Origin of the sequence: Algoriphagus halophilus, from assembly GCF_041729275.1 — a bacterium.
GTDB classification, from domain to species: Bacteria; Bacteroidota; Bacteroidia; order Cytophagales; family Cyclobacteriaceae; genus Algoriphagus; species Algoriphagus halophilus_A.
This window is the reverse complement of sequence record NZ_CP146486.1, coordinates 272,632-291,687: the sequence shown is the minus strand read 5'-3', so window position 1 is coordinate 291,687 and position 19,056 is coordinate 272,632. Positions and strand designations below refer to the sequence as shown.

At 37.5% G+C, this 19,056-nt stretch carries 19 protein-coding genes; 8 read left to right on the top strand and 11 right to left on the bottom strand.

Annotated features, from left to right (window positions below; genetic code table 11):
* Nucleotides 1-148 precede the first annotated feature (148 nt).
* The 5 genes from V8V91_RS01555 to V8V91_RS01535 all read left to right on the top strand — a co-directional run bounded on the left by V8V91_RS01555 (nt 149) and on the right by V8V91_RS01535 (nt 5,061).
* Complete coding sequence (locus V8V91_RS01555; protein ID WP_373398455.1) at nt 149-613, top strand: hypothetical protein; 465 nt, start codon at nt 149-151, stop codon at nt 611-613.
* 103 nt (nt 614-716) lie between these two features.
* Entirely contained in the window at nt 717-1,478 is a 762-nt protein-coding gene (locus tag V8V91_RS01550) for a sialidase family protein (protein WP_373398454.1), read from the top strand.
* 209 nt (nt 1,479-1,687) lie between these two features.
* The gene (locus V8V91_RS01545) at nt 1,688-2,881 is read left to right on the top strand and encodes a SpoIIE family protein phosphatase (RefSeq protein ID WP_373398453.1); all 1,194 of its coding nucleotides are present in this window, start codon (nt 1,688-1,690) and stop codon (nt 2,879-2,881) included.
* A gap of 612 nt (nt 2,882-3,493) precedes the next feature.
* A complete protein-coding gene (locus V8V91_RS01540; protein ID WP_373398452.1) occupies nt 3,494-4,723 on the top strand; it encodes a hypothetical protein in 1,230 nt (409 codons plus the stop codon).
* Nucleotides 4,720-5,061: a jacalin-like lectin gene (locus V8V91_RS01535; protein WP_373400845.1), complete on the top strand. Its 342-nt coding sequence runs from the start codon at nt 4,720-4,722 to the stop codon at nt 5,059-5,061. Before V8V91_RS01540 ends, V8V91_RS01535 begins: the two co-directional genes overlap by 4 nt.
* A gap of 90 nt (nt 5,062-5,151) precedes the next feature.
* Here V8V91_RS01535 and V8V91_RS01530 read toward each other — a convergent pair whose 3' ends face one another.
* Nucleotides 5,152-7,821, bottom strand: coding sequence for a hypothetical protein (locus V8V91_RS01530; protein WP_373398451.1), 2,670 nt, complete (start codon nt 7,819-7,821; stop codon nt 5,152-5,154).
* Between the two features lie 179 nt (nt 7,822-8,000).
* Between V8V91_RS01530 and V8V91_RS01525 the strand changes: the two genes are divergently transcribed.
* Entirely contained in the window at nt 8,001-8,885 is an 885-nt protein-coding gene (locus V8V91_RS01525; protein WP_373398450.1) for a sulfite exporter TauE/SafE family protein, read from the top strand.
* A gap of 249 nt (nt 8,886-9,134) precedes the next feature.
* Here the strand turns inward: V8V91_RS01525 and V8V91_RS01520 are convergent, their stop codons facing one another.
* Together V8V91_RS01520 and greB are read right to left on the bottom strand one after the other, a co-directional pair.
* Nucleotides 9,135-9,836 carry a hypothetical protein gene (locus V8V91_RS01520; RefSeq protein ID WP_373398449.1) on the bottom strand — a complete coding sequence of 234 codons (702 nt, stop codon included), beginning with the start codon at nt 9,834-9,836 and terminating at the stop codon, nt 9,135-9,137.
* A gap of 86 nt (nt 9,837-9,922) precedes the next feature.
* Nucleotides 9,923-10,438, bottom strand: coding sequence for a transcription elongation factor GreB (gene greB / locus V8V91_RS01515; protein WP_373398448.1), 516 nt, complete (start codon nt 10,436-10,438; stop codon nt 9,923-9,925).
* Nucleotides 10,439-10,888: 450 nt separating this feature from the next.
* Here greB and V8V91_RS01510 point away from each other — a divergent pair, with 450 nt between their 5' ends.
* A complete protein-coding gene (locus V8V91_RS01510) occupies nt 10,889-11,227 on the top strand; it encodes a hypothetical protein (RefSeq protein WP_373398447.1) in 339 nt (112 codons plus the stop codon).
* 497 nt (nt 11,228-11,724) lie between these two features.
* Here the strand turns inward: V8V91_RS01510 and V8V91_RS01505 are convergent, their stop codons facing one another.
* The 8 genes from V8V91_RS01505 to V8V91_RS01470 form a co-directional block, all read right to left on the bottom strand.
* Nucleotides 11,725-12,012: a 4'-phosphopantetheinyl transferase superfamily protein gene (locus V8V91_RS01505; RefSeq protein WP_373398446.1), complete on the bottom strand. Its 288-nt coding sequence runs from the start codon at nt 12,010-12,012 to the stop codon at nt 11,725-11,727.
* Nucleotides 12,009-12,407, bottom strand: coding sequence for a 4'-phosphopantetheinyl transferase superfamily protein (locus tag V8V91_RS01500; protein ID WP_373398445.1), 399 nt, complete (start codon nt 12,405-12,407; stop codon nt 12,009-12,011). Before V8V91_RS01500 ends, V8V91_RS01505 begins: the two co-directional genes overlap by 4 nt.
* Complete coding sequence (locus V8V91_RS01495) at nt 12,404-13,096, bottom strand: thioesterase domain-containing protein (protein ID WP_373400844.1); 693 nt, start codon at nt 13,094-13,096, stop codon at nt 12,404-12,406. Before V8V91_RS01495 ends, V8V91_RS01500 begins: the two co-directional genes overlap by 4 nt.
* Before the next feature lie 74 nt (nt 13,097-13,170).
* A complete protein-coding gene (locus tag V8V91_RS01490) occupies nt 13,171-13,725 on the bottom strand; it encodes a phosphopantetheine-binding protein (protein WP_373398444.1) in 555 nt (184 codons plus the stop codon).
* Between the two features lie 100 nt (nt 13,726-13,825).
* Nucleotides 13,826-15,085, bottom strand: coding sequence for an amino acid adenylation domain-containing protein (locus tag V8V91_RS01485; RefSeq protein ID WP_373400843.1), 1,260 nt, complete (start codon nt 15,083-15,085; stop codon nt 13,826-13,828).
* Between the two features lie 76 nt (nt 15,086-15,161).
* Nucleotides 15,162-16,598: a condensation domain-containing protein gene (locus V8V91_RS01480; RefSeq protein WP_373398443.1), complete on the bottom strand. Its 1,437-nt coding sequence runs from the start codon at nt 16,596-16,598 to the stop codon at nt 15,162-15,164.
* 11 nt (nt 16,599-16,609) lie between these two features.
* Entirely contained in the window at nt 16,610-16,828 is a 219-nt protein-coding gene (locus V8V91_RS01475; protein WP_373398442.1) for a hypothetical protein, read from the bottom strand.
* An 8-nt stretch (nt 16,829-16,836) separates the two neighbouring features.
* Nucleotides 16,837-17,838, bottom strand: coding sequence for a HupE/UreJ family protein (locus tag V8V91_RS01470; RefSeq protein ID WP_373398441.1), 1,002 nt, complete (start codon nt 17,836-17,838; stop codon nt 16,837-16,839).
* Between the two features lie 138 nt (nt 17,839-17,976).
* Here V8V91_RS01470 and V8V91_RS01465 point away from each other — a divergent pair, with 138 nt between their 5' ends.
* Nucleotides 17,977-19,050 carry an ornithine cyclodeaminase family protein gene (locus V8V91_RS01465; RefSeq protein WP_373398440.1) on the top strand — a complete coding sequence of 358 codons (1,074 nt, stop codon included), beginning with the start codon at nt 17,977-17,979 and terminating at the stop codon, nt 19,048-19,050.
* The last annotated feature ends 6 nt before the right edge of the window (nt 19,051-19,056 follow it).

Here is a 19,056-nt window from a genome sequence, read left to right as displayed (position 1 = left end):
TTTTATCAGGGCCCCAAAAGCTACTCCACATTCCTGAGGTCCGAAAGGAATTCAAGACATCACTTAAGTTCGAAAAAAGGAATTCACAAATAGAGGTATTTGTCGCTCCGACATCCAATAATTAATAAATATTGATAACTTAATTCCCATGAATTGGAATCACTACAAACTTACATTACCATTTATATTATTCTGTCTATTGATTTCTTGCAAGAGCCCAGAAGACGAACCCATTGTTACGCTAGCTGAAGAAGGAGATCAACCCGCTATGTCTAAAGACCCTGATGGAAATCTTGGAATCACTTATGGAAATGGAAAAGACATCTATTTTGCATTTTCTTCGGATGAGGGCAACACTTTTAGCACAGACAAAGTAGGAACCTTGGAAAATATGTTTCTTGGTATGTCATGTGGACCTAAGTTGGCGATGGGTACTGACTATTATTCAATTGTAGCACCGACGAAAAAAGGAGATTTGGTTGCCTATAGAAAAAATAAGGGGAATGGTACTTGGGAAGGTCCCTTCCAAGTCAATAATATCAAGGGATCTGCGGGAGAAAGCCTTGCAGATATCACCGCAGATACTCAAGGAAATCTTTTGCTACCTGGATAGACACTAGATCGGTTATGCCTGAAATGGATCACAGCAAAGGCAAAACAGAACTTGAAGCCTCCTAAAATAACAGCATCCCAAAACAGCTCAGTAAAAAGAAATCATGGCTGAGCTAGGGGAAATGCCTGAAGGAGGAGAATCCATTAGGCAATATCCTGGAGAAGATGGAAACATGTATTGGGTAGTTTTGGATAAGGATGGAAAAGCCATCAAAGCAAAAGACATGGAATCTTACCAGGCGTTTAGGGCCAAGAATTCCAAAAGAAAGGCACCAGAAGGAAAAATATATATAGCGAAATCCACAGATGGAGGAAAAAGCTGGAGTAATAGCCAATTGGTTTATTCCTCGCCCGATGGATCCGTTTGTGAATGTTGTATGCCCACTATTCAGGCGGATAAAAATGATCAATTGTATATCATGTTTCGCAATAACCTAAAGGGTTCAAGAGACTTACATTTAGCCATTTCAAAAGATCATGGAAATAGTTTTGACAGTCCAATAAAACTAGGTCAAGATACTTGGAAACTAAATGGCTGCCCCATGGATGGGGGAGGTTTTCGAGTGACCAATCAGGACAATATTGCGACTGTTTGGCAGCGTGATGGGCAGATATTTATAGCCAAACCAAAGGAAAAAGAAATGAAGATTGGTACGGGAAGATCCCCTAGTATTGACGCTGGAAATAAAGGGGATTACATCACTTGGTCTGAAGGGGAAAACATCATGTTTCTTGGCCCTAAAAGTACCAGTGCGAAAGTCTTGGCAAAGGGGGCCTACTCAAAAACCATCAGCACAGATCAAGGCGATGCCATGTTGATTGTTTGGACAGAAGAAGGGAAAATTAAGTTAAAGAAGGTTTCTTAATAGAGCTCTGGATAAGTTAGGTGGATTTCTAGGGGATAGTCCCTTATTTAATAAGCAAAAAGCAATCACTAACTAATTATCAAACTCTAAACAGTTTATTCAAAATAGTTTGACCTTAAACTAAGACAGTTTTGGTTTGAACAAAGGGATTACTAGTTTAGAATTAGGAAGTTGATCAATAAAGAAAATAGATATATCTAGGTTTATAAATGGGAAAGAGTGCTAAAGAAATAGATTCTTTTAAGGAATTTGAAGATTTGCTGATCAAAGCAACAAATACGGCAAATGAAGGAATTACCATTAGCTCTATGGACCAACCTGACAGACCTTTGGTCTTTGTAAATGAAGGATTTGAACGATTAACAGGATATTCAAAAAAAGATGTTATTGGGAAGAATTGCCGATTCCTGCAAGGAAAAGATACAGACCAAGCACCAGTTGAAGCCATTCGACATGCAATCAAAAAAGGGGAACGGACTACCGTAGAATTACTCAACTATAAAAAGGATGGAACACCTTTTTGGAACCGACTGTCTATCACCCCACTTAAAGATAAAAAGGGTGTAACGACTCACTATGTAGGAGTACAGTCAGATATTACTGAACTGAGGGAAACACAAAAAAACCTTAAAGCAGCAAATAAGGATTTAGCCCTATTTCAGGAAAGAATCAACTTTGAATTGGAGGAGGCTAGGAGAGTACAGAACTTTATTCTTCCTGCAACATTACCGGAGAATGAAACACTAAAATTTGCTTCTGTTTTTGAACCCATGGACCAGATTGGCGGTGACTTTTATGATATCATTGAAATTGAAAAGGGTGTCTATGGTATTTTGATTGCAGATGTTACCGGCCATGGAATTCAGGCAGCCTTATTGACCTTTATGACCTCATTTGCTTTTAAAAATGCGGCTATTCAAACTTCCTCATCATCAAAAGTGGTAGCAGCTACCAATAAGAAATTATATAATAAAATGCCCAGAGGCTCCTTTATTACCATGTTTTACGCTGTCTATGATTCTAACACGAAAAAGTTAACCTTCACCCAAGCTGGTCATCCGGAAGGTTACGTTCTTAGACCTGCTACCCGACAATTGTTTCCTTTAATTTCTGAAAGCCCACTCGTGGGAGCATTTAGCAGTGATTCAGTAAACTATAAAGAATCAGAAATTCAGCTGGAAATAGGAGATAAGTTGATTTTATATACAGATGCAATTCTTGAAGTATGGAATAGTGAAGATATCATGTTGGACAAGGAGGATTTTATTACATTTTTGATTAACAACTCCCATAGTCCCATTGACGATTTATTGGGTAAAATAAAATCATTTGGACTCAAATATAGTGGCCAGGAAACATTCAAAGATGATTTTACCATGGTAGGGCTTGAAATCCTTGGATAAAGTAATTTTTCATTTAAAAACAGTCCTTTCAATGGACAACTGTTTTTTTTAAATCCTACGAGCATTCAACTCAAACTAAGTCAAAAAGTAAAAAAAACTACACAAAAGACATTTTTTTACAACTGAAACAATAGAAATAAGGGTTCATTTAAAATAAATCCGTATCTTAAAATCAGATAGATCTGAAGATATTTTTTTACAATGGATTTTATTTTTTAAAAATTTCACTTCCAAATATCCCCTTTATCCTATCTCTCTGCTTTATATCCAAGCATTTTGTCCATTTCATTACATGAATTCAATTTTTATAAATTTTAAACAAAAAACAGTATGAATGATTTCAAACAGGTTAAAATAATTTACGGCACAGAAGAATTAGACAGAGCCTTAAATGGTCAAATAGACAGTTTTGAAAATCCAAATTGGGCCGAATTAAAAGGGAATTTGATCAAACAAACTATGATTCTAGGGCCGAGCATGTGTTTCAACTTCATGGGTACACAAATAATAATTTATTTAGAAGTGTATATATGAGATTAAATGAATTAGATAAAACCAAAATGACTTTAAAATTTAAATCTAATGCCCCTCAAAAAAAATAAATAAAACATTATGGAAATAGAAATATATTCAGGATTTAATCGATTCAATTATACAAAATCAGATGATAAAATTGTTGAGTCAGATAGCACGCCAAAAGAGGCAAATGGAAGCAGTACTTCAAAAATAGAAGTAGTTACTACAATGGAAGACTTACAAACTTCCCTCGAAATAGATGCATCTCTTAAGGTGGGCTATTCAGTGTATTCTGCAGAGGCAAAATCGCGATATGTACATTCGTTGAAATTAACAACAAATACGGTGACTGTTTTGATATATGGTAAAAATGCCAAAAAGTATGTAAGTAATGGTAACTTAATTATACCGGAGGAAAAACTTATAAACCTAGAAAAAGGAAATGAGGCAAATAATTTTATTGCTAAATATGGGGACTCTTATGTAAGCAGTGTAACCAAAGGTGGAGAGTTTTTTGTCACATTCACTTTTTATGCTCAAAGCCAAGAAGAAAAAGAAGAAGTAGAAGCATCTTTAGATGCAAGCGGAGTTGCTGGAGGAGTGGAAATTGATGGGTCTTTTTCTATGAAAATAAGTAATGCTTTAAAAAATTCTAATGTTCAATATAGTATTAACTCCTCAATAAACGGGTTTGGGAGTGATTTAACTTTGCCTAAGTTCATTAACCCAGAACAGTTTTCAAAAGAAATTGTAGACTTTGCTTTAAGTTTCTCAAGTAGAGAACCCACTATTCCAACCACATTGGATTTTGAACTAAAATCCTATCATGATAGCGGTCTTCTTACTCAGTTTAAACAACAATTTGAAAATGTAAAAAATAATACATCAAAATTCTTAAAAAGCTATCCAAATCCAGGCTGGGCTGAAAAATTAAAGGAATTACAAGAAGTATTAAATACAACCCTTGATTTTAAAAGAACATTTGATAATTATAATTATTCAGATAAAGATCTTGATAGGAAACATAAACAACTTAGAGCAGACATTTCTAGTTTAAAGGATTTTATTAATGAAGTAGCCAGCAATCCCAACTTAAAGTATGAAGAACTTATTCTTGAAAGTTATGACTATGGGATTCCTGAAATGCAATATATATTAAGAAAAGTACCAGGAAATTTTATGTCTGGAGCAGCTGGCGGAACTATTTTTCAAGATGTTAATCGTAGTGATATTCCTAGAAATATGAGATTAATTGCTTTTCAAATTCGAAAAGGGAACATAGTAAATTGCATAACTACCTTTTATAGAAAAAAAGTCCCAAAATAGATAGTCAAGAGGAATCAATACAAGTATTCAAACATGGCGGGAATGAGGGACATGAGCAAACAAAATTTGAATTAAGTCCTACAGAATATATCACGTCTTTTAAAGGATGGTTAGGAGAGTTCTTGGCGAATTTATTTGTAGGAGAATTTCGTATTGAAACGAATAAGAATAATGCATTTGAAACTTCTAATTATAACGAGCAACATGTAAAATTTACTTGGGAAGCAAATCCTGGGGATATAATGGTTGGTTTCGAGGGTTCAAATGGCGATTTTCTCCATTCTCTTAAACCCATTTACCTAAATTTCGAACCTATTCGTTGGAAAGAAAGGTTTTAATTTTGAAAGATTCATAAACCCTGGCAATTAGTTTTGCCAAGGTTTATTGAATTTGAACCTATTGATTGATTATACCTTATAGTAATACGATCATTTTTGAATAATCTCTTGTACCAAGTAAGGGGATGTTGGCTCTACCACCTCAAATGTCTGTTCTAAAATTTGATCTCCTGAAGAAAGCTTCACCGTATATTTTCCAGCTTGAATAAACCTTTCGTAGTGAACAAAGTAAGGAGCATCACTAGTTTGCTTTTTCACGACCAAATCCCATCTAAATTGGTTAAATCCTTTACTTCCAGTCAAATCTTCCTCCCATATTTGATTATTTGACTCATCGAAAATTGAAATAGTCACCTGTTTTGGTTGATTGAGCCAGAAAGAAAAAGTAGCTTTTTCAACTGTTCGATAATCAGGATCTCCACTGGAGGAATTGAACCAAGGTCTAGGAGTAGGATGGATCTCAAAGAAATGGTCCGTAGAAGTTGAAAGATTTTGACTGAGCATTTCATGTATGGCTTGAAGGTTGGTTTTATAAATACCTCGTCCATGTGTGGCCACAACCAAATCCATAGTTGGCTCATGAAATTCCAAATCTGCCACTGCTGCCGCAGGCATCCCTTCTCCCAAATAAGACCAGTTTTGTCCGTGGTCAATAGAAACATAGACTCCTCGCAATCCACCCAAATACAGAATATTTTCATTTTTAGGGTCTTCTTTGATCACATTAACTGGCTCATCCGGAAGACCAGATGCGATACTTTTCCAGGTTTTTCCATCATCTTCAGAAGTATAAACATAGGCTTTCAAATCATCGTAATTGATTCCGGTCATCGCCATATAAACCCGAGAAACTTGATGATGGGAAGGGGAGATGCTTCGAATGTAGTTATTGGCAATTCCGACGGAATTTTCTTCCCAAGTGGCACCTTCATCTTTTGATACCCAAAAAGCCCCATGGTCAGTACCAGCATACAGCACTTCTTTTTTGATAGGTGATTGGGCAATATCACCTGTAGCAAAAGATTGTTTTCCAGGATCGGAAGAAACAGCAAAGTTCGGGCTTATCGCATCCCAAGTATCTCCACGATCTGTGCTTTTCATCAAATAATTTCCACCATGATACAAGGTTTGATGATCATATTTCGATAGAAAATAAGGGGTCATATAATTAAATACCAAGGTATCATTTATATCCTCAGGAAGCCTAGGCATGATGGATACTGCTTCATCAATTGATTTATCCAAACGCATGGCATCACCATGTTGCCTGCTATAATAGATAATGGAAGGATCTACCGGGTCAATTTGAGTTACACAGCCATCCCCTCCATCCCAAGGATCAATCCAAACATACTTCCAAGGGTCAGGGAATCGACTGTTAAGTTCTTTTGCAGGACCATACACTGTGGCGTCATCCTGAGTACCTCCAAAAATGGTATAATTGGCCTGATCAATCGTAATATCATAAAATTCACCCGTTGGAATATTGTTATAATGAACCCAAGTCAATCCCTTGTCATAGCTCACATAAAACCCTCCATCATTTCCCAAGGCCAGATGATTGGGATTCGTTGGGTTAATCCATAATTCACATTGATCCAAGTGGAGTCCTTGAGCCAAACTTGGATTCATCCTGCTTACTTGACCTCCGATGTAGGAAAACGTCTTACCGCCATCCATACTATGCGCCAGACGCACTCCCAAGCAAAAAACTTCTTCGTCATTTTCAGGATTCACATACACATCGGTGAAATACCAACCGATTCCAGGAAAGATTTTGAAAGGTCCTGAATGGGTTTTCGTCCATGTTAGCCCTCCATCAATAGTCTTATATAATTCTGCGGCTTCATTCCGTGCATTGTTCAAATTGTCAATCAGTGCATAGGCTTTATCAGGATTGGAATTGGAAACTGTAAGACCGATACGACCAATTTTTGGACCTCTGGGTAATCCATTGGTACAAAGCTCCCAAGTGGTACCACCGTCCTTACTACGATACACCCCACTATTTTCTCCACTAATTCCCGGATACACTTCCCACAGGGATGCATACATGATTTGAGGATCAGAAGGGGAGAATTGCACCTCATTGGCTCCGGTCAACTCATCCTTGTACAGCACTTGCTCCCAAGATTTCCCTCCATCCATGGTCCGGTAGAGCCCCCGGTTTTCATTCTTGGTCCATAGATGTCCCAAGACTGCAACAAATACGATGTCCGGATTGGTAGGATGAATTTCTATCTCAGAAATGGCCCAAGAATCCTCCAAACCGATATGTTCCCAGGTCTCGCCGGCATCATCCGAACGAAACATCCCCGTTCCGGGCAGGGTGAAGTTTCTTGGCTTTTTAAGATTTTCTCCTGTACCCAAATAGATGATATTGGGATCCGAGGGAGCTAATTCCATATCCCCAATACCAATAGAGGATTGCTCATCAAAAATGGAATTCCATGTAACTCCGTGATTGGTGGTTTTCCATATACCACCCGAACCAAAGCCCACGTACATGGTACCTGGATTCGTTTCATCTACCTGAACGATATCTGCCCGAGCCGAATTAACTGTGGGGCCTAAGGAAATCCAATCTAACTTAAAGGTCGTTTCCTCCTTCATTTTCCGGTAGGTTTCAAAAGAAGCTACCAAAGGAGAAGAGGGCTGTTGAGCAAAAATTCCAGAGGAATAAAGCATCATAAAAAGCATGAGAATGAATTTCACAGGTAGGATCCTCATTTTATGGCTTAAATAGTCAAAATAGGGCATAGGAAAATTCTTTGGGTTGTTAGAATACCAAAACTCTTTGTAAGAGGAATATTAACTTTTTTTATTGAACATCATAAATCTATATCCCTGAATTAGAGGAAAATGTAGTATCTTTTTCAAATCTCATAGTTTGAATTAAACTATTGCTGCCGTATGAAATCACTTCTAACTTACTGACAATGATCACATTCATTTGGATTGCCCTTGCCATATTAACTTGCTGGTTTTGCATTGCATTGGTAAGGGATTTTTTAAAACATAAAAATCAGTTAGAACCCGTAAGCTGGACCAAGACTTCCATTATTGGATTTGTGGTTAACTTTTTTGATGTGCTGGGCATAGGTGCTTTTGCCCCACAGACAGCCTTGTTGAAATTCACCAAACAAACAGAAGATAAGGTAATGCCAGGGACTTTGAATGTGGCCAATACCCTTCCTGTGCTCTTTCAGGCCTTGATCTTCATTACTATTATAGAAGTAGATGCTTGGACGCTCATATTCATGCTAGTATCTGCAGCCTTAGGAGCCATTATTGGAGCAGGTGTGGTCTCCAAACTTTCGGAACGTAAGATTCGATTGACTATGGGGATTGCTTTGTTGATTACAGCAGTGTTTATGATTGCAAGAAACTTGGATTGGATTCAGGGTGGGGGAGATGCCATTGGTCTTCGGGGAGGCAAATTAGCGATCGCAATTATCGGTAACTTTTTCTTGGGTGCTTTGATGACCGCGGGAATTGGGTTGTATGCCCCCTGTATGGCTTTGGTTTTTGCTTTGGGGATGTCTCCCCAAGTTGCCTTTCCCATTATGATGGGTTCCTGCGCATTTCTGATGCCACCTGCTTCCATCCGATTTATCCGTGAAGACGCTTACAATAAAAAAGCAGCCATTGCCATGGCGATTCCGGGGATCCTAGCAGTGCTGATTGCTGCCTTAGTCGTAAAGTCCTTGCCTTTAGATATTCTCAAATGGGTGGTAATTGTGGTAATCCTGTATACTTCAGCAGTAATGCTAAGAGCTGGATTGGTTCAAAAGGAATTGAGTATAGATTTAGAGAAAAAGTGATTTGGAATAATTCTGAACTAACAATCAGAAAAAAGGAATGAGTAGTAAGCCAGTTTACTAAAACGAAGAAAAATAGGTGTATTTTAACTATTACCTAATGCAAAGCAATTACATCTAGTTATGATTATCAAATAAGGCTTATTTAGATTTATTAATTCTATGGTTCAATCACATTTCGAAAGGCACCTACTGGAATGGTTATTGGATTCAACCGATTATCTTGATAGTCATAAATATGAATGGTTCCTTCTATTGGAACACCAGGTCCATACTCTTCAGGTGGTCTGCCTGGAATTTTTTAATTACTCCTTCAGGAGAAAGTTGATATGCCAGATCTCTGAATGAAACTTCAAATGGATTCATAATTATTCCGCCTCTTAGAGGATCACCCGTAGAGAAAGACCAGGTATGGGGGTGATTATTGGAGAAATGCTCATAATCAAAGTGGAATGCCTTGGCTGCCGAAGTCCGAAGTTGACGGGCTTCTTGGTGATATCGTTGAAGTGCCAGTTTTGGAGGATCATCTACGAAGTTTATTGCACTTTCACAAGACATCAAAACTATACGGTCAACTAATACCATTTTCCCGGTTCTCCTAGGCATGCTACGCCAATGACTATGATGATCAAGGAGTTTCATCGCTCGAGTAAATATGCGGATAGACTGCTCTCCAGATTGATGGTACATAAAGAGGACATTAAACCGAATGAACTCTTCCTCATGTGTTGCAAGATGCTCAGCAAATTCAATGATACGTTTGACAATTCGATTCGAGGAGGTAATTAAGGTAATAGCTGTTCCTAACATCCTTGTACCAAAAGCACTATTGAATTGCAAGTCGTAAGTAATGCGTTTACCGATTGATAACAATCTGGACTCATATACCTCTTTAAATCTTGGGTAAAAGTCAATGATGTCATCAGCCGGTTGAGTGAAAATCAGCGTATTCATAACCAATTGATTTTTATTTAAGTTAACCAATTGATTATTAAGCAACAAGTGCTCAAGGTATGTACCTGAGATCTATTTAGGTCTTACTACTTTTGGTACTCTATTTTAAGAATTTTCCACACAAAATCACCCATTTTGGTTTGAACTATCACCTCATCTCCAACAGTTTTACCAAGAAGCGATTTTGCCATTGGGGAGTCCATAGAAATATAATTTTTATTACCTATTAACTCTTCGTAACCTACAATACGGAAACGATTTTGAAGACCTTTCTTTTCGTTTTTAATTTCTACCCAAGCACCAAAATTCACTTTTCCTTCTTGGTTAGGGTGGTAGTCAATGACTTTAAAGTCATCAATACACTTACGCAAGTAACGTAGGCGATTATCAATTTCTCGAAGCCGTTTCTTGTTGTAATGGTAATCGGCATTTTCTGAACGATCTCCCAAACTTGCGGCCCATGCTACCTTAGCGGTAACGTCTGGACGTTCAACTCGCCACAAATGATCATGTTCTTCCTTTAATTTTTGAAAGCCTTCAGGAGTAATTAATTGTGAACGATTGAGTTTTGGTAGCGTTGATTCTGGGATTTTTCGCCTCATGATAAATGATCTTACTTTGAAAATTTTCGCAAGATAAGATAATGATGGGATAGGTTTTGTATGGTCCTTGCAAGGCATTGGTTTTTCCTTGGGGATGTTACCTTATCTTACTAATACCATAAAAATGGGCTCCTGTGCATTACTGATGCCTCCCGCATCCAAAAAGCAGCCATTGCCATGGCAATACCGAGAATCATAATTGTTATAATCGTAGCATTAATGGTCAAATCCTCGCCATTGGATGTTCTTAAATGGCTGGTATTCGTTGTAATATTTTACAGTTCCGGGGTGATGCTCAGAGCTGGCTTGATTCCAAAGGAATTGAGTAGGAATCTGGAAGAAAAGTGATTTGAAAAACCATTTGGAAACTATGAATATGAAATAATAAACACTGATTCTTAGATATTTAGGACTTTATCTTCTTACTTTAAAATTATTCACATAAATCATATGAAGTTGATAGAAAATTTAAACAAGCAAATAGGGTCTGTCATTTATAGCGTAACAGAAAGTGAAATTCGTGCAGTTTGGAACTTTACCAAGAATGGGGTTAAAACTTTTGGTAGGGGATATGGGAAAAGGGTATCAACCTACGATGTGGACAAACCTTTTGTAGGCAATTTTGAAATTACTTATACAGATCAAAACAGTAAGCAAAACTCCTATTCGTTAGAGATAAGCTTTGAAGAGGCCAATTATGAACTTGCCTGGAAAAACAGTGATGGTAACACCTTGCTTTCAGGAATTGGAATTGAGAACGGCTTAATACTCGCTGCAGGTTGGAATTGAATATTAAATCTGCTTTTATTCAATAGATCAATATTATGTTAAGTAGAATTTCTTAAGCCATAGAAGTTTAAAATACTAAGAGGGGTTTAAAGAGTTCGTGGTTTCTTTATTTTGAATAAATTTTAGAATCCAATTAGTCATTAAGTTTTTTCGCCTAACAGCTAGGTATTTTCAGAGTGAACGTAGATAAAAGTCAGACTAATAAGTTTTAATTATAATACGCCCATAAGAGTCAAAGAATTTTTCATCTTTTCATCTACTGATATTTAAATACCTAAATAAGACAACAATAAAAGACCTGAGAATCGCATATTTGAAAAACATTAGGCTATATGGTACGGAATATTGAAAAATAGAGCGTTTTAATAGTTCATTAAAATTATCTGGAACCAGATCTGATATAATTTGCGATTCCTAATAGTACTTAACTAGAGCAATTCTTGACTTAAGTTATATAATTTATATTATGTTAAATAGCAATTGAAAGACCTATTCCATTAGCCTCTATACTGCTTATATTCTAATTCCAGGGAATTTCCCTGTACCACCACCCCAATTCCAAAATTGGGAAGCCAATTGCTATAAATACAGCTCAACGATTCGAATGTTTGATCATTCATAACTGCCCGAATCTCCAGCATTGGTTTCTCCATGGTATCTTTTACCAACACTTGATCCAGTGGAAAAGTCAGCCCTTTCCCAACTAGTTTGATGTATGCCTCCTTGATACACCATAACCTGAAAAAAGCTTCCGATTTTAATTTGCCTTTGGAATTTTGAATCAATGAGATTTCCTCAGAAGAGCAAAAAAGATGTTAGAGATGAGCTCTTCAGCTTCAATCTCCTCATCTAAAAATTCTATATCTACACCAATTTCTGATTCATGCGAGAAACCATACAACACGCAGTCTTTGGAATGCGATATATTAAAAAAGAGCTGAGTTTTAGGGTTTTCTACATATGGCTTTCCAAGAATCGTTTGCTTTATAACTATTTCATTAGGCTTTATTTCAAGATATTCGGATAGTAATTTTCTCAAAATAATTCTTCGTTTCAGGAACCGCACTTTTAACTCTGGCCGAACAAAACGATCTGCACGTTCCAGTTCTTCTCTTGCAAGATCCCTCCCATCCTCTTCGGGCACCTCATCCAGTTTGGCAAGCCATAAATCAACTTTCATGAACCCATCGTTTTCTTTTCTTCATCCCATTTTTTGAGATTCCTTACAATTGCCTCATTTAGTTGACCCGCATAAGGTTCTCGCATTAACTTAAGATGTGGCCCTTGAATTTTCTCACGATCCACGATATTCAATAAGGGATCCCATTCATACGTATGTTTAAATTCCCTGGGTGTAGTTATAAGTAAGGTATCACAGGCTATTTTTTCAGGCTTATAAGAGCGTAAATACTTTTTCAATAAGCCTGTATCTTGAATCAATACAGGTGGTTTAGGATCTTTTCTTACCTTTTTACGAACTTTTTCCAGCAATTGCCCCGGATTCTTCCAGTAGTCCAAATAGGTAAAAAGCTTTTTATAACCTCCTTTTCCAAATGTTCTGGATTTATCAAAAAACAGCGGTGGATCAATCATGATCAGATTTATCCGCTCCCCTGCCTCTAGCATTTGTTTAGCAATCTCGAAGGCAACTACATTCCCGATAGAATAGGATAAAATTCGGTAAGGACCTATGGGTTGAATCAGTCGAATTTCTTCTAAACACAAACTGGCGATCTCTTCAATATTCCTTGGGACAGAATTCTTGATCAATTCAGGACTAACCGATAATATACCGTAAACCGGATACTCGGCAGGCATATGTCTAGTCAATTGGCTATACACTGTTTCATAATAGAATTCGCTATGAATACAGAAAAGAGGCGATTCTTGACCGGTTGTTTTAATAGGAATGACCCTTCTAATATTTTTTGACTCAAATTCAACTAAATGATAATTAGCAAGAATTTTCTTTGAAATATCTTGAATTGAGTCATTAATCTGGATTGATCCTTAAATGTAAAAACGGAATTTAACTCATTTTCCACCTGCTTCCACTCAAAATCGGATCCTCCATTTTTTTGGAAACTGTCCTTCACCCCAATCAATTTTTGTTTGAGATAGGATTCCCAAACCTTTAAAACCTCCAGTTCAAGCGTGTTTTCGGGTCTCTGATAGGCTTCATGATGGATAGACTTAACCAGCGATTCCACTGTGGAATAGCGTAAAAATTGAGCTGGAGTAACCTTTATCCCAATGTCCCTGCATCTTGCGATGATTCGAATACTTTGGAGTGAATTTCCACCCATCTCGTAAAAATCTTTATTGACAGGAACTTCCTCCTCTCCCATGACATCAGCCCAAATTCCAGCAACCTGCCGTTCCAAATACGTAGATGGCACTTTTGAAGAAACAGTTGACGCTTTTGGTTTAGCTAGGGCAATGTCCTTTAATGCATTCGAATCCACTTTTCCATTTGGAAGCAAAGGAAATTCCTTCAAAATGAGAATTATATCGGGCACCATGTATCGTGGCAAATTTTGACGGAAAAAGCATCCAATTCCCCCTCATTTATATTGGCATCCGATTTAATGGCCACGATTATTTGGGTATCAGATGCTCCCCAACAATTGCTAATGCAGATTTAACCTTTGGGTCACGAAGAGCTAAATCTTGAATCTCAGTCAATTCCACTCGATGTCCTCGGATTTTAACTTGATTATCCTCTCTTCCAAGATATTCCAATAATCCATCCTTCTGTATTCGAACCAAGTCTCCAGTCCTATAAATCCTATTCCATTCCTCGGAATATGGGTTTTTCAGAAACTTAGCTGCAGTATCTTCCTCGGATAAATACCCATTCGTAAGCCCCGCCCCTGCAATGCAAAGCTCTCCCGGGATACCGATGGGACTTAATTTCTGATTTGAATCCAGTACATAAGCCAGGGTATTCGATGTTGCCAAACCTATAGGAACCCTATGGAAAGAATCTCCAGCATGTAGTTCCTGGACTGAACACCAAACCGTTCCCTCCGTTGGACCATATTCATTAAAAAGCCGCGTTGAAGGATGCTTATCAAAGTGCGTTTTTATCAATTCATTTGGAAACTCCTCTCCAGCCAGAATCACTCCCTTCAGGGCGTACCAAGTTCTGTCATTTCCCTGCAGCAAGGCTTGATACAGCGACGGCAGCATCAAGGTATGGCTTACATCTTCTCGAGTTATGATTGCAGAAAGTGCAGCAGTGTCCAAGGTCTCATTTTGTTGCGTAATGATGAGTTTACCTCCTGTGCATAAAGACCAAAATATTCCGGCAACTGAGCTGTCAAAAGAAAAAGAGGAGGCCAACAAAAATGAGGTGGGCGATTCCTGGTAATACGACTTTCTAGCCGCCACAGAAGAATATAAATTGCTATGGCTTACCAAAACACCTTTGGGTTTATTGGTACTCCCGGAAGTGAATATCAGGTAGGCATTCTTATTAGATTTAAAATTTTTATTTAACTGATTTTCAGCTTCTTGATTACATTCAATTAAATCTATATTTATTATTTTAAAATTGTCTTTGACAGACTCTTTTGAATCAATACAATTACGGTGAGTCAGGACAAAATTTGCTCCGGATTCCTTTAGGTATTGGAGCGTTCTTTGGTCTGGGTAATCCGGATCCAAAGGCAAATAGACCCCACCAAATCTTACAATGGCAAGAATAGAGACCAAGAAATCTACCGACCTTTCCATAAAGATTCCTATGGGATAGTTTGGATCAGCGGATTTCTCCTTAAGCTCATTAACAATTAGCTGGCTTCTTTGGTCAAGCGCTCCATAACTTAGTCGTTCAGAGCCGCAAACCACGGCAATCTGATCCTTTTTTGGATTAAATTATCAAGGATCTCAGTGAGCACAGTTCCATTAGCTTCTGGCAAAAAACCATGACTTAGTCCAGAAACCAGAAATTGGTTCTCTTCTTCAGAAATAAGGGAATAAGATTCAATCTCCAGATTAGGATTCTTGCAAACCCCTCCAATAGCGTAGTAAAATGTTGGCACAAGCGCTCTGCAAAAACAGGACTGAATAAATCCTTACTAATTTCTATTCCAATTTGATATGCACCAGCTTTTTGACCAAAATGATGTAGCGTCAGATCAAATTTGGAGACCTCTAAATCCAACACTTCAAAATCTACCGGAAGCCCATGGTTTTGAAATGGATTCTCTCCTGGGGAATGTCCCACAAACATGGCTTGAAATAAAGGATTATAGCTTTGATCTTTTGCTGTTTGTGAATTACTGACCAGTTCCTCATAGTTCGGTTTTTGGCAAGATATGGCCTCTAAAACATCATTCTTGATTTCTTTAAGCAGCTCGGAAAACAATTTCTTTTTTTCCAGATTTGCTTCAATAACCTGGGTATCTACAAAGTACCCAACCATGGATTTAAACTCTTCTTTATCTCGATTGAAAACAGGGATTCCAACAGTTACCTCTTCACTTTTTGCATACCTACCAAGCAAAATCTGAAAACATGCAAGGAAAAGATTAAAGTCTGTGGTTTGAAAATCTTTGATAAGCTTCCCTACTTTATCAGTGAAATTTTTTGGCAGTGAAAACCGGATGATACTGCCTTGATAACTTGGACTGGCCGGCCTAGGAAAGTCAAGCGGCAGATCTAAAAATGAGTCCGAAGGCGTAGGAATTGACTTGGATTTGGACGCTGATTCAGGCAAATCTTTTTGCCAGGACGTATAATCCTGGTATTGAAGATCATTTTCAGGTAACGAGAAGTTTGATTGTTGATTATTATTGGAAATCTCAACATAGAAATCAGCAAAATCTTCCCTCAATATGCCCATGGACCAGGCATCTATAATAATGTGATGGAAGGTAATGCCTATCAAATATTGTTCATTGAGATGACAAACTCCCACTCGAATCAAAGGATCTGTTTCTAGCCTAAAAGCTTCACTAGCCAGATTTGTAAGCCAGTTTCTGGCATCCGATTCCTCTTGATTATCCTTTGCTAAATGAAGATCAAAACTTTTTTCCCGTCGAAAAACCATCACAGGCTCCTCTTGGAATACAACATAATTGCTTGCTAAAATCTGATGCTTGGCAACTAAACATTCCAAGGCTTTATTAAAAACTCCCTGATCAAAAGAGGGTCCATGAAAATTCCAGATCTCTGAATAATTATATACAGGACTTTCAGGATTCTTTTGATAGACGAACCAAAGGCGCTGTTGAGCTACAGAAAGTGGATAGTGATCTGATGGGCTAGCTTTTGGAATTTGTTCCTCTGCTAAATTTTCAGATCCCTGCTCCTGATTGTTAAAATTAAGCCACTGATCAAGAAGATCATCCGAATTTCCTTCCATACTCTAATCTACTAAAGGATTCCTTTTTCGAGCAACCAGGTATGAAGTTTCAAATCATATCCAAAGGCTCTTTCGATGATCCAATAAGCCGATATGGCCATCAATAGTAGGGAGAAACCGACAACGATGATATAGTATTGTTTCAATCTACTAAGTAAGAAAAGCAGAGGAAATGCAATCACAATAATCCCCAACTGACCAATCTCTACACCCAGGTTGAATCCAACCAATGAATAGACTAGGTACTCCCTCCTCTAGATTGCTCCGCCAAAACCGAAGCAAATCCAAATCCATGAAAGAGACCAAATACTAAAATAATAAGCCACTCCCTTTTATTTAAAAACGGGACGATATTATGAAAAGCCGCCATGGCAATGGAAATGGCAATAATGGATTCCACTAACCTTGAAGGTAGGTTGATCAATTCTAGAGCTGCTAAACTTAATGTCACAGAATGGGCAAGAGTAAAAATTGTAATGATTTTTACTACCGATATAAAAGCAGTCTTAAAACTTGGCTGAGGATCAAAATCATTGTAAGTGATCCCAAACCATTTCTTTTTAGGAGCATTTTTTGGTCTATATACAATCACCGAGGGAATCAGTAGGGCTATCAAAAACAGAATATGGTCCAATCCGATCCAAATATGGTAAATCCCGGATTTCACCATTGCCAAAAAACCAGTTAGCACTGATCCTTCCTCAATGTCAAGAGTTTGATTCGGGGAGGAAGTGCCGAAGATTAATGAAGGCAAGGATTCATTGGCCAACACACCCGTTTTCCAGTTTCGCTCAATATGAAGCAATGATTCATGGTTGCTCAACTCTTCTACAAAAATCTGATCATAAACCTCTAGGTGAGAAGGAACAGGATTCATATTTTCCATCGAAAAATTAAACAATAGGTAGTCATCCCCATCATTTAATTCCAACAGACCTAAGTCTGTGAAAACCATAGCATGGTTCCCTTGAGAAGATGTAAACCTTAGGTGACTTTGAATGTATTCCCGCATTCTTTGAACTTTTGGGTCATTCTCATCAGGAACTACTCCTGGTCCTATGTCAAAACCAAATACTTTTGCGATATCACTTTTCCTCAGCTCAACCCTACAATCCATTTTACCTTCATAAATACTGAGATAAATAAAATTTTGATTGGGTTTATGGGCCTCTACTCTAGCAGCAAGTGTAAATAATAGAAAGAATAAAAAACTTGTTCTGATTAATTTGGTTGTGGACATGTATCGAAGAGAATTAAGGATTATTTGGGTTAAACAAATTATTAATTCAAAAGTTATGAAACTTATACTTTGATAGACAAAAAAATGAATTGACACCTTATTTCAAAATAGTATATTGGGTATTGGTTAATTTAAATAATGAAGAAAAATCAAGAAAGTATCATCCTGGACAGTAATGCTGTCAATAAGATTATTACAAAAATTGGGTTAGACCGGGTAATGGATGACCTAATTTCAGAATTAGAAAAAGCGCTTATAAATTTTAGTAAAGAAGAAACTGAGGTACCCATCCGCTCAGGGTTTAACTATAAAAAACCCTTTTTAGGTTTAGTAGAATGGATGCCGATCATGAAGAAAGGTGAAGAAGTACTGATTAAAGTAGTGGGCTATCATCCTGAAAATCCAGATATTTTTAAACTGCCTACAATATTATCTACCATTTCTTCCTATGATGCTCACACGGGTCATTTGAATTTTTTAGTAGATGGTGTATTACTTACCGCCTTACGTACTGGTGCCTCCAGTGCAGTTGCCAGTAAAATGATGGCAAAGCAAAATTCAAAGATCCTTGGCATTATTGGATGTGGAGCTCAGTCAATAACACAGATTCACGCGATATCTAGATTGTTCCCTATCGAAGAAATTTTAGTTTATGATACCGATCAAAACTGTATGGATAGCTTAGAAGATCGATTGGCTCCTATCAATCTCCAAATCTCACCTAAACTCTCTAATCTATCTGAAATCTTGGAAAAATCGGATATTCTGTGTACTGCTACTTCCATAGCTCCAGAAAAAGGGCCACTTTTTACAGAGTTTAATTCTAAGCCTCACCTTCATATTAATGCTGTGGGAGCAGATTTTCCAGGAAAGTTTGAACTCCCCAAGTCACTGTTGGAGAAATCTTTTGTTTGTCCGGATTTTCTTGATCAAGCCATTGTGGAAGGTGAATGCCAGCAATTGAATCCAACTGAAATTGGTCCTTCGTGGATTGAACTAATCCATAACGAAGCATTAAAAGAAAAGTATCAGTCAGGGATTAGTGTTTTTGATTCTACCGGATGGGCATTGGAGGATCAGGTAGTGGCAAATTTATTTGCCAAATATGCCAATGAATTAAACCTAGGAACCAAAATGAATATTGAGTCATACAGTTCTGATGAAAAAAATCCCTATGGAATGATTCCACATCTAATCAATGTTTCTCAATAGGTTTTC

Coding starts and splice junctions, on each gene's coding strand:
- greB (WP_373398448.1), bottom strand. CDS start 10,438: ATGAGGCGAAAAATCCCAGAATCAACGCTACCAAAACTCAATCGTTCA.
- V8V91_RS01520 (WP_373398449.1), bottom strand. CDS start 9,836: ATGAATACGCTGATTTTCACTCAACCGGCTGATGACATCATTGACTTT.
- V8V91_RS01525 (WP_373398450.1), top strand. CDS start 8,001: ATGATCACATTCATTTGGATTGCCCTTGCCATATTAACTTGCTGGTTT.
- V8V91_RS01550 (WP_373398454.1), top strand. CDS start 717: ATGGCTGAGCTAGGGGAAATGCCTGAAGGAGGAGAATCCATTAGGCAA.
- V8V91_RS01530 (WP_373398451.1), bottom strand. CDS start 7,821: ATGCCCTATTTTGACTATTTAAGCCATAAAATGAGGATCCTACCTGTG.
- V8V91_RS01540 (WP_373398452.1), top strand. CDS start 3,494: ATGGAAATAGAAATATATTCAGGATTTAATCGATTCAATTATACAAAA.
- V8V91_RS01545 (WP_373398453.1), top strand. CDS start 1,688: ATGGGAAAGAGTGCTAAAGAAATAGATTCTTTTAAGGAATTTGAAGAT.
- V8V91_RS01555 (WP_373398455.1), top strand. CDS start 149: ATGAATTGGAATCACTACAAACTTACATTACCATTTATATTATTCTGT.
- V8V91_RS01480 (WP_373398443.1), bottom strand. CDS start 16,598: ATGGAAGGAAATTCGGATGATCTTCTTGATCAGTGGCTTAATTTTAAC.
- V8V91_RS01465 (WP_373398440.1), top strand. CDS start 17,977: ATGAAGAAAAATCAAGAAAGTATCATCCTGGACAGTAATGCTGTCAAT.
- V8V91_RS01510 (WP_373398447.1), top strand. CDS start 10,889: ATGAAGTTGATAGAAAATTTAAACAAGCAAATAGGGTCTGTCATTTAT.
- V8V91_RS01500 (WP_373398445.1), bottom strand. CDS start 12,407: ATGAAAGTTGATTTATGGCTTGCCAAACTGGATGAGGTGCCCGAAGAG.
- V8V91_RS01470 (WP_373398441.1), bottom strand. CDS start 17,838: ATGTCCACAACCAAATTAATCAGAACAAGTTTTTTATTCTTTCTATTA.